This window comes from Rhizobium sp. 62_C5_N11_2, from assembly GCF_051811185.1.
Lineage (GTDB): Bacteria > Pseudomonadota > Alphaproteobacteria > Rhizobiales > Rhizobiaceae > Rhizobium > Rhizobium leguminosarum.
This window is the reverse complement of record NZ_JBPWPW010000001.1, coordinates 3,910,534-3,922,500: the sequence shown is the minus strand read 5'-3', so window position 1 is coordinate 3,922,500 and position 11,967 is coordinate 3,910,534. Positions and strand designations below refer to the sequence as shown.

Annotated in this window: 11 protein-coding genes, 1 tRNA gene and 2 rRNA genes (1 of these 14 only partly in view); 6 read left to right on the top strand and 8 right to left on the bottom strand. The window is 60.7% G+C overall.

Features of this window, described 5'->3' with window-relative positions:
* Positions 1–1,362, top strand: a 23S ribosomal RNA gene (locus AB8B31_RS19315) (it extends 1,453 nt beyond the left edge of the window).
* A 242-nt stretch (positions 1,363–1,604) separates the two neighbouring features.
* A 5S ribosomal RNA gene (rrf, locus tag AB8B31_RS19310) occupies positions 1,605–1,719 on the top strand.
* A 13-nt stretch (positions 1,720–1,732) separates the two neighbouring features.
* Here the strand turns inward: rrf and AB8B31_RS19305 are convergent.
* Complete coding sequence (locus tag AB8B31_RS19305; RefSeq protein ID WP_165403101.1) at positions 1,733–1,903, bottom strand: hypothetical protein; 171 nt, start codon at positions 1,901–1,903, stop codon at positions 1,733–1,735.
* 64 nt (positions 1,904–1,967) lie between these two features.
* Between AB8B31_RS19305 and AB8B31_RS19300 the strand changes: the two genes are divergently transcribed.
* The 4 genes from AB8B31_RS19300 to AB8B31_RS19285 all read left to right on the top strand — a co-directional run bounded on the left by AB8B31_RS19300 (position 1,968) and on the right by AB8B31_RS19285 (position 4,870).
* Positions 1,968–2,044 (top strand) — tRNA-Met (locus AB8B31_RS19300).
* A gap of 760 nt (positions 2,045–2,804) precedes the next feature.
* Positions 2,805–3,806 (top strand): NADH-quinone oxidoreductase subunit NuoH, encoded by a 1,002-nt coding sequence (gene nuoH, locus AB8B31_RS19295; protein WP_024319306.1) that lies wholly within the window; start codon positions 2,805–2,807, stop codon positions 3,804–3,806.
* A 10-nt stretch (positions 3,807–3,816) separates the two neighbouring features.
* A complete protein-coding gene (locus AB8B31_RS19290) occupies positions 3,817–4,383 on the top strand; it encodes an NADH-quinone oxidoreductase subunit I (protein WP_017961924.1) in 567 nt (188 codons plus the stop codon).
* 46 nt (positions 4,384–4,429) lie between these two features.
* Positions 4,430–4,870: a CBS domain-containing protein gene (locus AB8B31_RS19285; RefSeq protein ID WP_018243737.1), complete on the top strand. Its 441-nt coding sequence runs from the start codon at positions 4,430–4,432 to the stop codon at positions 4,868–4,870.
* A 56-nt stretch (positions 4,871–4,926) separates the two neighbouring features.
* On the opposite strand, the gene nuoG is transcribed toward AB8B31_RS19285, so the two are convergent.
* The 7 genes from nuoG to AB8B31_RS19250 are packed head-to-tail and all read right to left on the bottom strand — an operon-like array spanning position 4,927 to position 11,957.
* Positions 4,927–7,494 (bottom strand): NADH-quinone oxidoreductase subunit NuoG, encoded by a 2,568-nt coding sequence (gene nuoG / locus AB8B31_RS19280; protein ID WP_131647349.1) that lies wholly within the window; start codon positions 7,492–7,494, stop codon positions 4,927–4,929.
* 33 nt (positions 7,495–7,527) lie between these two features.
* Positions 7,528–8,793 (bottom strand): NADH-quinone oxidoreductase subunit NuoF, encoded by a 1,266-nt coding sequence (nuoF, locus tag AB8B31_RS19275; protein WP_131647347.1) that lies wholly within the window; start codon positions 8,791–8,793, stop codon positions 7,528–7,530.
* Positions 8,794–8,797: 4 nt separating this feature from the next.
* Complete coding sequence (gene nuoE, locus AB8B31_RS19270) at positions 8,798–9,307, bottom strand: NADH-quinone oxidoreductase subunit NuoE (RefSeq protein WP_131647346.1); 510 nt, start codon at positions 9,305–9,307, stop codon at positions 8,798–8,800.
* Positions 9,308–9,323: 16 nt separating this feature from the next.
* Positions 9,324–10,538, bottom strand: a complete 1,215-nt coding sequence (gene nuoD / locus AB8B31_RS19265; protein WP_018243733.1) for an NADH dehydrogenase (quinone) subunit D — start codon at positions 10,536–10,538, stop codon at positions 9,324–9,326.
* Positions 10,539–10,567: 29 nt separating this feature from the next.
* Positions 10,568–11,104 carry an NADH-quinone oxidoreductase subunit C gene (locus AB8B31_RS19260; RefSeq protein WP_112905351.1) on the bottom strand — a complete coding sequence of 179 codons (537 nt, stop codon included), beginning with the start codon at positions 11,102–11,104 and terminating at the stop codon, positions 10,568–10,570.
* Entirely contained in the window at positions 11,101–11,604 is a 504-nt protein-coding gene (locus AB8B31_RS19255) for a NuoB/complex I 20 kDa subunit family protein (RefSeq protein ID WP_018446419.1), read from the bottom strand. Before AB8B31_RS19255 ends, AB8B31_RS19260 begins: the two co-directional genes overlap by 4 nt.
* The gene (locus AB8B31_RS19250) at positions 11,592–11,957 is read right to left on the bottom strand and encodes an NADH-quinone oxidoreductase subunit A (protein WP_018243731.1); all 366 of its coding nucleotides are present in this window, start codon (positions 11,955–11,957) and stop codon (positions 11,592–11,594) included. The genes AB8B31_RS19255 and AB8B31_RS19250 overlap by 13 nt, the downstream gene beginning before the upstream one ends.
* Between the last annotated feature and the right edge of the window lie 10 nt (positions 11,958–11,967).

Sequence of the window (11,967 nt, the reverse complement as noted above, 5' to 3'; positions counted from 1 at the left end):
CGTGGGCCTGGTGGTAGTGACGGATTGCACAAGTTGTTCATTCTAATTGGATTGGATGGGCAGCGGAGCGGTTCCAGGAAATAGCTCCACCGTATAGACCGTACCCGAAACCGACACAGGTGGTCAGGTAGAGTATACCAAGGCGCTTGAGAGAACTATGTTGAAGGAACTCGGCAAATTGCACGCGTAACTTCGGAAGAAGCGTGACCCCATGCTAGGCAACTATTATGGGGTGGCACAGACCAGGGGGTAGCGACTGTTTATCAAAAACACAGGGCTCTGCGAAGTCGCAAGACGACGTATAGGGTCTGACGCCTGCCCGGTGCTGGAAGGTTAAGAGGAGAGGTGCAAGCTTTGAATCGAAGCCCCAGTAAACGGCGGCCGTAACTATAACGGTCCTAAGGTAGCGAAATTCCTTGTCGGGTAAGTTCCGACCTGCACGAATGGCGTAACGACTTCCCCGCTGTCTCCAACATAGACTCAGTGAAATTGAATTCCCCGTGAAGATGCGGGGTTCCTGCGGTCAGACGGAAAGACCCCGTGCACCTTTACTATAGCTTTACACTGGCATTCGTGTCGGCATGTGTAGGATAGGTGGTAGGCTTTGAAGCGGGGACGCCAGTTTCCGTGGAGCCATCCTTGAAATACCACCCTTATCGTCATGGATGTCTAACCGCGGCCCGTTATCCGGGTCCGGGACAGTGTATGGTGGGTAGTTTGACTGGGGCGGTCGCCTCCGAAAGAGTAACGGAGGCGCGCGATGGTGGGCTCAGACCGGTCGGAAATCGGTCGTCGAGTGCAATGGCATAAGCCCGCCTGACTGCGAGACTGACAAGTCGAGCAGAGACGAAAGTCGGTCATAGTGATCCGGTGGTCCCGCGTGGAAGGGCCATCGCTCAACGGATAAAAGGTACGCCGGGGATAACAGGCTGATGACCCCCAAGAGTCCATATCGACGGGGTTGTTTGGCACCTCGATGTCGGCTCATCGCATCCTGGGGCTGGAGCAGGTCCCAAGGGTTTGGCTGTTCGCCAATTAAAGCGGTACGTGAGCTGGGTTCAGAACGTCGTGAGACAGTTCGGTCCCTATCTGCCGTGGGTGTAGGAATATTGACAGGATCTGTCCCTAGTACGAGAGGACCGGGATGGACATATCTCTGGTGGACCTGTTGTCCTGCCAAGGGCATAGCAGGGTAGCTATATATGGACGGGATAACCGCTGAAGGCATCTAAGCGGGAAACCCACCTGAAAACGAGTATTCCCTATCAGAGCCGTGGAAGACGACCACGTTGATAGGCCGGGTGTGGAAGTGCGGCAACGCATGAAGCTTACCGGTACTAATAGCTCGATCGGCTTGATCGTTCTCATTGACTATGCTCATCTCAAGGCGACCGCAAAGCGGTCGTCCGGATCGATGATGCAAGACCTTTGTCCTGACGCGCCAATGGCGCTGCGGACGGCCCGCGCTACCAAGCGCGACGGCCTCTGGCCTGTATGGGTGCCACAAGCATCCGCAGTCAGAAGAGGTTCCAAAGACGTGTTCAAAAAAAGAAAACAGGCTAATGCCTGCCAGCTTCTCAAAACATATAGTTGCGCTTTGCCGACCTGGTGGTTATGGCGGGGTGGCTGCACCCGTTCCCTTTCCGAACACGGCCGTGAAACGCCCCTGCGCCCATGGTACTTCGTCTTAAGACGCGGGAGAGTAGGTCGCTGCCAGGTCTGCAAAGCGCAACTAATCAATCTTCTCATCACTAAACAAACGGCCCAAAGCCGAAACAAAAGGGCCGCTCACAAAGCGGCCTTTCGTGTTATAATACACCAGCAAATCCCAGCGATTTGCGCATGGCGCGGGGTGGAGCAGCCCGTTCGGCCTGAAATCGATCCACTGGATCGATTCCTTCACGGCCTCACCTCGTCAGGCTACGCCTGACAGCGCTCCCGGGCTCAAACAGCTCGGAATACATTAACGCGGGGTGGAGCAGCCCGGTAGCTCGTCAGGCTCATAACCTGAAGGCCGCAGGTTCAAATCCTGCCCCCGCAACCAGATACACAAAGGCCCGCCTCGTGCGGGCTTTTGTGTATCTGGTAACGGGTCGAGGATTTAACGCCTCCTCAGGGGCCCGCCAAGAAGGCGAAGCCGACGCAGCGGGACAGAAACTTCAAATCCTGCCCCCGCAACCAATCCTTCATTCCAAAAATCAAAACGCTCCTCGTGGAGCAGCCCGCTCGGCGGGCAATCGATTCACTGGATCGATTGCTTATCCGCCTCGCCTCGGCAGGCTCATAACCTGAAGGGTCCGAAGGACGGTTCAAATCCTCCCCCGCAACCAAAATACATAAGACAATATTCAAAAGCCCGCCTCGTGCGGGCTTTTTGCGTTTGGTAACGAGGCGACGTTAACGCCTCTTCAGGGGCCGGCAAGAAGGCCAAGCCGACGCAGCGGGACAGAAAACTACAAATCCTGCCCCGCAACCAACGATACTTGCAAATTTGCCCATGCAAGTCGCTTCCTCGACATAACCCTCGAGGAGCTTTTTGCGTTTCTGCTGGGTGTCCAGCTCCCCGGACGCCAGCTTGCAACCGGCGGAAACGCGAAGCTTTCATCTTGCACAGCGAAACCACTCGTCTCAAAACGTCCTGAGCCCGGACACATCATAGCCAGCGACGACATAACTGCGACGGCATTGTATGAGGTGCGTCGCCGTTGTACCATGTAGTCTGACAAGTGCGCGCAGTGCTCATTGTATAGCCGGAGCCAAAGTCTGGTCGTGCGCTTCAACCCGATGAATAAGTAGCCGGGATCATGGAACTTATCGTCGCCCTTGGCCTGATCGTCTTGAAGGTCGCGTTGCTGATTGCGATCCTGCTGTTGCTACCCTTGCCGCTAACCTGGCTGGAACGCAAGATCGCCGGGCACATGCAGCAGCGGATGGGGCCGATGCGCGTGGGATGGCACGGGCTGTTGCAGCCGGTGGCGGACGGAATCAAGCTCCTGACCAAAGAGGATCACATCCCGGCCGAGGCCGACCGGTTCCTGTTCAAACTGGCGCCAATCCTGGCGCTCGCCCCGCCCTTTGTGGTGTTCGTCGCGATCCCCTTCGGCGAAACTGTCTCGGTGCTCGGCCACGAGATCACGCTCTACGTCTCCAACATGAATGTGGCGCTCCTTTTTGTTTTCTCGGTGATCGGGATCGAGGTCTATGGCGTCATCTTCGGCGGCTGGGCCTCCAACAGCAAGTACGCTGTTCTGGGCAGCCTCAGGACCTGCGCGCAGATGATCAGCTACGAGATCCCGATGGGGTTCGCGGTCATCGGTGTGGTCATGCTGGCGCAATCCATGAGCCTGCTCGAGATCGTGCGGGCGCAGGCCGATGTCTGGAACATCGTCTACCAACCGGTCGGATTCTTCGTGTTCTTCGTCGCCGGGCTCGCCGAAGCGCAGCGCATTCCCTTCGACCTGGCGGAGGCGGAGGGTGATCTGGGGGCCGGGTTCCATACCGAATACAGCGGTATCCGCTTTGCCTTCTTCATGGTCAGCGAATATGCCATCGTATTGCTTGTGTCGGTCCTGGTGGTGATCCTGTTCTTCGGCGGTTGGAACGGAGTTCTGATTCCCTTGCCACCGCTCCTGTGGTTTGTGCTGAAGATCGCGTTCTTCGTCTATGTGTTTATCTGGTTCCGCTTCACTTTCCCCCGCTACCGCTACGACCAACTGATGGCGATCGGATGGAAAGTCTTGCTTCCTCTTTCAATGGCGAACATAATTATAACCGGTGTACTTTTAGGGGTCGTAGCGGCTCCGTAGCGAGGCGGCGATGTCGCGCGCGCAGGACAGAGTTGGAACATGGATTGGTTGGGCGTTCTTTGCCGATCTGGCGAGCGCCTTGGCCCTGACCTTCGGCTACATGTTCTCCAGATCCGTGACCATGCAGTATCCGGACAAGGAAAAGTGGCTGCCCTACTCCCGCTATCGCGGGCATCACTTCCTGACGCGTGATGAAGAGGGCGAGATCAAGTGCGTGGCCTGCGAACTCTGCGCGCGGATCTGTCCCTGCGACTGTATCGAAGTCGTCCCCTACGAGGACGAGAAGGGCAAGCGGCACCCGGCCAAATTCGAGATCGACACGGCCCGCTGCCTGTTCTGCGGGCTGTGCGAGGACGCCTGCCCGGCGGACGCGATCGCGCTTGGCCAACAATACGAATTCTCGAGTTTTTCCTCAGCTGACCTGGTGATCGGGCGCGATGATCTGCTCGCCAAGCCGGGTAAGGCGGCGACCGGCGGCGGCGTAGTTGCCGCGCGCCTGAATACGAAGAAGGACGTACTTGTCGAGACGAAAGAGACGCAGGGCTACAACTGGTGGCGGAATATCCGGCGAACATGAACGCGCGCCAGCTGTCAAACCGAAGCGCTCGGAAAGAGAGGCTCAGATGTTTGTCGGTGAAATCATGAAAAACAAGGGTGTCGGGGTCATCGCAGTTGCCCCCGATCAGACGATGGTGGAGGTACTGCGGCTGTTTCGAGACAACAATATCGGCTTCGTCGTCGTCAGGCGATCGAACGGCAAATACCTCGGTACGCTGTCGGAGCGGGACTGCTGCAATGCGGTGGCGGAATACGGGGCCGAGGCGGCGGCAAAGCGGGTCGCGGACATCATGAACCGCAATGTGGCGACGTGTTCGACACAGGATTTGCTGCCCGTCGCGATGGGGATCATGACCCAGCGGCGTACACGCCATGTGCTGGTCACGGATGGAGGCGACGTTGTCGGCGTGGTCAGCATCGGCGACGTGGTTAAACACAGGCTCGACGAAGCGCAGCGTACAGAGCAGGATCTGCAGGATTACATATGCGGGACCAGGTATCACTGAAGACGCCGGGGCGGGCAGCTTGCCGCAGAGCCTTGCGGTGCCCCGACCCCAAATCTTCAGACCCCACGCCAGATCCGGCCTGGGCGGTCGACCTCAAGAGTGGCGTGCGCCTTCTGAACTTCCACCGCGCATGGATATTCGCCCCGCCGCAGCAGGCTGTTGAGACGCAAGGCTCTATAGTTTTCCGGAACGAAGACGAGGCCCTTGGGAAACTGCCTGTCGACCTTGAGCTGCGCCGTCAGTTCGCCCTGGCCGGAACGCACGATTACCTGATCGCCATCCGAAAGGCCAAGCTCCGCGGTATCCTGCGCGCTCATCGCGACATAGGGATCGTTGGCGACCGTGTTCAGGATGTCCGACCGTTCGGAAAGATATCCGTTGTGGAACAGGCAGTCGCCGGTGATCAGCATGAGCCGGTCGGCTGCTGTCGGGACGGGCGGCGGCGCAGGGAGCATGCCAGCCGATAGTGTTGGCACCGCCTTGGTGAAAGCGCCGTCGGCGCCAAGCCCGTCCTGCGTCAACCCCTGATAGGCCGGAACCAGCCGGGCAATCTCGTCGAAAATTTCGGGTTGCGTCGATGGCCGCAGCGCCTGGTTGCGTAGCGCCGCGACGAAGTCGACAATCGCCAGATTGCCTCGCGCCTCGAAAACGGGCTCACGGAATTTGCGAACATTCTGGATCCGACCCTCGTTGTTGGTGAACGTTCCGGATTCCTCGCCGTAGCCCGCCGCGGGCAAGACGACCTCGGCCATGCCCGCCGTATCCGTGAGGAACGCGTCCTGCACGATCAGGAGATCGGCGGCGCCAAGCGCCCGCGTCACAAAGTTCCGGTCGGGATAGGCGACCAGGGGGTCGGTTCCGACGATGTAGAGCGCGCCCATCCGCCCACCGACACAGAGGTCCAGCATGGCGTCGAGATCCGCGCCGGGTTCAGACGGGATTTCGGCGCCCCAGTTTCGCGCAAGAGTTGCGCGCGCCGCGTCATCGGCGACCGCCCGCAGCCCCGGCAGAGCCGCCGGCAGGACCCCCATGTCCCAGGCGCCCATCTGGTTGGCACGGTCGAAGAGAAACTGCATCGCCGGGCCTTTGCCGAGCAGGCGGAGAACGTGCAGCAGGTTGTTGAGCTGCTGCAGCGTCGCGCGCGCTTCGGGTGATCTCAGGAGGTCGACGCTGACAAGCACGGTGACGCTGCGGCCTTCCTTGAGCGCGGCGGCCAGGCGATCCGGCCCGTCACTGCCGGCGCCCGCCGCCGGCCTGTCGATGTCCGCAAAAGAGCCGCCCGGCAAGGCCTGACCAGCTGCCGCCACAAGACCGGCCACCACCGCCGCAAGGCTTGCCGCTTCTCCGCCCGGAGGCACACGAACCACCACCCTGGCATCGGCGTCCAGACGCGATGGCCGCGCCGATAGCATGAGCAATCCGGTCTGCCGCCGCCGCGCCCCGTCCCGCAGCAGGTATTCGGTGACCGGGTTCTCCTCGGTTATATTGCCTCCGACGACGAGCACGCAGTCGTTGCCGATTACGTCGTCCAGCGGCGTGCGGCTGTAGAAAGTTCCCAGTAGCGGGCCGAGCGTATCGAAGGGCGCGGCCCAGCGTGACGAACAATCAATGTTGTTGGTCCGGAATACCGTTCGCATCAGCTTCTGGAACTGATAAAGCACCTCGTTGGGCAGGCGAGGGGAGGCCAGCCCGCCGGCATCCTTGCTCTCGACGGCCAACAGTCGCCGACGCAGATAGTCCCCCGCTTCGTCCCAGGAAACCGGAACCAGGGCGCCATCCTGACGGATCATTGGCTGCTTGATCCGGTCCCGACTTGCAACGAAATCGAGGCCGAAGCGTCCTCGCACGCAGAGAGTTTCGTGGTTGACACCTTCGTCCCACTTCGAGCGCACCCGCATGAACTCGCCCTTGCGCGTGCCCACCGTCAGCTGGCAACCGGTGCCACAATGCGGGCAGACCGTGTCGGTCTCTACGAGATCCCAGGGGCGCGCCTTGTAGCGGTAGGGGAAGCTCATCAGCGCGCCGACCGGGCAGACCTCGACGCAATTGCCGCACTGGTCGCAACTCGCCAGACTGCCCTCGAAGCCGGTGACGGCGGTATCCATGCCTTTTTCGACGGTGCCTAGCGCCACCGCACCGACGACCTCCTCACACATCCGGACGCAGCGCTGGCACTGGATGCAGCGGTTGACGTTCATGATGATGACCGGGCTCAGACGAATGTCCTCGGAGTGGAACACACGTTTTTCATCGCGGAATTGGCTTTCGCGGGGCCCGTAGGCCATTACCATGTCCTGAAGCTCGCATTCGCCGCCCTTGTCGCAGATCGGGCAGTCGAGGGGGTGGTTGGCGAGCAGCATGTCGAGCATGGAAGAGCGCGTTTCCTCGATCAGAGGCGTGTTCGTCCGCACGACCATGCCATCGGTGGCCGCAGTGGCGCAGGACGGCTGCAACCGCCGCACGCCCTCGATCTCCACCAGGCACATGCGGCACGAAGCCAGCGGCGGCAGCCGCTTCAGATAGCAGAAGGTCGGGACGTCGATGCCCAAACGCTGGGCGGCCTGCAGTACTGTCGAGCCAGCCTCAACTTCCAGCGTTTGTTCGTCGATCGTGACTTTAAGCATGGTTTCCTCACAACCCTGATCCAGCACACTTCTTCAGTGAAACGGGCACCTCCGCTCCTCGACATGGGCGACGAATTCATCTCGGAAATGCGCGAGTGCTGCACGCAATCCCATCGCTGCACCGTCACCCAAGGCACAAAACGTATTGCCGAAAATGCCCTTGCAGAGCATCTCCAACTGCTCCAGATCGCCGGGTACGCCATGCCCGCCTTCAACCCGGCGCAGGACCTTCACGACCCAGTTCAATCCTTCCCGGCAGGGCGTGCACTTGCCGCAGGACTCATGGTGGAAGAACTCGATGATCCTGGTGGCGACCTTGACCATGCAGGTGCTATCGTCGATCACGATAACGCCAGCCGAACCGAGCATCGAGCCGGCGGCAGCCAGCGAGTCAAAATCCATCCTCACGTCCAGCCCGTGCTCAGGGATGACCGGCGCTGAGACTCCGCCCGGGATCACCGCCTTGATCTTGCGTCCCGGCAACGCCCCGCCGGCATGTTCCTCGACCAGCTCGCGCAGCGGTGTGCCCATCGGCAACTCGTAGAGGCCGGGTTTGCGCACCTGCCCGCTGAGGCAGTAGAGCTTCGGGCCGGGGCTCTTGTCCGGGCCGATGCCGCGGAACCAGTCCGCGCCCCGCGCCACGATATGCGGCACGCAGGCCAGCGTCTCGACATTGTTGATCACAGTCGGGCTGGCGTAGAGCCCGGCCACGGCCGGAAACGGCGGCTTCAATCGCGGCTGCGCCCGCTTGCCCTCGAGCGACTCGAGCATCGCAGTCTCCTCGCCGCAGATATAGGCGCCTGCGCCGCAGTGGATGTGGACGGCGAAATCGAAATTCGAGCCCAGAATGCCCGTTCCCAGATAACCCTTTTCGTGTGCCTCGGCGATCGCCTGCTCCAGGCGACGGATCGCCGTCACATATTCTCCGCGGATGTAGACATAGGCAGTTTTGGCCCCAATCGCATAGGCGCTTACCGCCAGCCCCTCGATGAGTTGATGCGGATCGCGCTCCATGATGATCCGGTCCTTGAAGGTGCCTGGCTCGCCCTCATCGGCGTTGCAGCAAAGATATTTCGGCTTGTCGACCTGCTTCGGCACGAAACTCCATTTCATGCCCGTCGGGAATCCGGCACCGCCGCGACCGCGCAGGTTGGACTGTTTGACGAGGTTAACAACCTCGTCAGGCGTGTATTCGCGCAGCGCCTTGGCCAGTGCCTGGTAGCCGCCGCCAGCCTCGTAGGTCGACAGCTGGTGACTGTCCGGCACGGCGACATTCTTGAGGAGAACCGGCTCGAACATCGCGCTACTCTCCCTGCGGTCGCGCAGAGGGCTCGATGCTCGCGACCCGTTCCGTCGTAGCCCGCAGGTTGCCCAAAAGTGCATCTATCCGCGCGACATCAAGGGCACCATGGTAATCGTCGCCGACCTGCATCACCGGAGCCATCTCGCAGGCACCGAGGCACTCGACGGAGGAAAGCGTGAACAGCCCGTCCGGCGTGGTGTCGCCCTTCCTGATCGCCAGCGCCGTTTCCAGATGCTTCAGCAGGTCCTCGGCTCCGCACAGCATGCAGGAAACATTGTCACAGAGTTGCAGGTGGAACATGCCCACCGGCTCGGTATGGAAGAGCGTATAAAAGGTCGCCAGCTCGTAGACCCAGATCCGTTCGACTCCGAGAATGTCGGCGACTTCTTCCAGCACCTGACCAGGCAGATGGCCATGCTCCCTCTGCGCGATCAGAAGCGCGGGCATGATCGCCGAGCGCTGGTCGGGATACCGCGCCGCTGCCTCTTTTATCTTTTCGCGCATGGTCATTGCATTCAAATCCCTGCTACTTGTCCACCTCCGCCATCACTGGGTCGAGACTGCCGAGCACGGCGATCATGTCCGCCAGATAGCGGGCGTTGGTCACCCCGAACAGTCCCTGAAGGTTGACGAACGAGGGTGCCCGCACCTTCATGCGGAATGGTTTTGGCGACCCGTCGCTGATGATATAGAAGCCAAGCTCGCCCTTTGGCGCCTCGATCGCCGAATAGACCTCGCCCTTCGGCACCTTGAAGCCATAGGCCGACAGGTCGAAATGCTGGATCAGTGCTTCCATCGAGCAATGCACCTTGTCCTTGTCCACCGGGAAGGCGATTGTTGGCATGTCGATCTGGAACGGCCCCTCGGGCATCTGGTCGAGGCATTGCTCGATGATCCGGACGCTCTCGCGCATTTCCTCGACCCGACATTGCCAGCGCGCATAGCAGTCGCCCTCGTCGCGCGTGATGACGTTGAAGTCGAGCCGGTCATAGATCTCATAGGGCTCGTCGCGACGGATGTCCCAGTCGACGCCCGAAGCGCGCAGGTTCGGACCGCTCAGGCCAAGATCGATGGCGTCCTCGGCGGAGATCACGCCGATCCCCTGCGTGCGCTTCAGGAACACCCGGTTGTTTTCGAGCAACCGCTCATAGTCGCGGATCCGGTTCGGGAAGATGTCGCAGAACTCCCTGATCTTGGGAAGGAAACCGTCAGGCAGGTCCTCGCGCACTCCGCCAACCCTGCAGAAGGACGTGTGCATGCGTGCACCGCTGATCATTTCCAGGAGGTCCATGATCATTTCGCGCTCCCGCATGGCGTAAAGCAAGGCGGTCATGGCGCCGAGGTCCATCGGCAGCGCGCCGGTGATCAAGACATGGCCGGAGATCCGCGCCAGCTCGGCCATCATCACGCGGATATATTGTGCGCGGATCGGTGCTTCTATGCCGAGGAGTTTCTCCACCGCCAGCGCGAAGGCGAGGTTGTTCGACGGTGGACAGAGGTAGTCGAGCCGGTCGGTGAGCGGAAAAATCTGGGTGTAGGTGAAGCTCTCCGCCAGTTTTTCGGTGCCGCGATGGAGGTAGCCGATGTGTGGGTCCACGCGCTTGACGTACTCGCCGTCCAATTCCAGGACGAGCCGAAGAACCCCATGCGTGCTGGGGTGCTGGGGGCCGAGATTGAGAAGCACCTCCTTGGTGTCGAACGCTTCGCCTTGCGGCCTGATCAGTTCGGTGACTTCGGTCATTTTAAGTTCCCGGCGTGGAGCGGCCTCCCTTATGGAATGTTCTTGGTGGCGAGGTCGGGCTGCGTCGGTGGCGTGCCTTCGGCGCCAAACGGGTTCAGCTTGTCCTTGTAGCCACGGAGCGGAAAATCCTTGCGCTGTGGGAAGCCCTCGAACCCTTCCCACATGTAGATCCGGCGCAAATCGGGGTGGCCCTCGAACCTGATCCCGTACATATCCCAGGCTTCTCGCTCATGCCAATTGGCGGTTCGCCAGATCCCCGTCACCGACGGGACCCGCGGCGGATCGGCGAGGCGGCATTTGATGCGAACGCGCAATTTGTTCGGTAGCGAATAGAGGTGGTACACCGTCTCGTAGCGTGGCATCTCAGGATAATGATCGACCCCGCAGATGTCCGACAGGAAGTTGAACCGCAACGCCGGGTGTTCCTTCAGAAACCGGCAAAGCTCGACGATCATGTCAGGCGGAGCGGCGAAGGCATATACACCATGCGCGAAGCCAAGATCGTCGATTGCCTCGCCGAAACGCTCCGTGATCGTAGTGCGGATGAGGGGCGTCTCCACACTCATGACGCTGCAACCCGACCCAGAGGAGTCCCGGCCAGTGCTCGGGATTTTTTGATCTTCTCCTGAAGTAGCAGGAATCCATGCATCAGCGCCTCGGGCCGCGGCGGGCAGCCGGGCACATGCACGTCCACCGGCACGAAGGTTTCCGCTCCCTGCACCACCGCGTAGGTGTTGTAGACCCCGCCCGAGATGGCGCAGGTGCCCATGGCGATGACCCAGCGGGGCTCCGGCATCTGGTCATAGAGGCGGCGCACCACGGGCGCGAACTTCCGCGTTACTGTGCCGGCGATGATCATCACATCGGACTGGCGCGGCGAAGGCCGGAACACCACGCCGAACCGGTCGAGATCATAGCGGGCGCACCCCGCCGAGATCATCTCGATGGCGCAGCAGGCAATTCCGAAGGTCTCGGGCCACAGCGCCGAGCTCCGGCTCCAGTTGATAACGCTCTCGGCCGTGGTGAACAGCACGCTGTCGCGGATCGCGTTGTTTACGCCTCCCATTCGAGTGCTCCCTTCAGCCAGGCATAGGCGAAGCCCACAAGAAGCAGCACTATGAAGACGAACATCTCGACAAAGCCGACCAGCCCGATGTCTTTCAGGACGGCGGCCCAGGGAAAGAGGAACATCGTCTCGACATCGAAGACGACCAGCAGGATCGCAAGGATAAAGAACGGCACTCTGAAGCGCCCCGCGGCGGCCTCACCCGCGGCGTCCATGCCGCACTCATAAGGCATGTTCTTTTCGGGATAGGGATTGGACGGACGCAGCAGCGAAGAGACAAAAAGCGTCGCGCCCGTCACCAGAACGACTCCGACGATCATAAAAAGAACCGGCAAGAATTCCATCGCAGCCATATCGCACTGC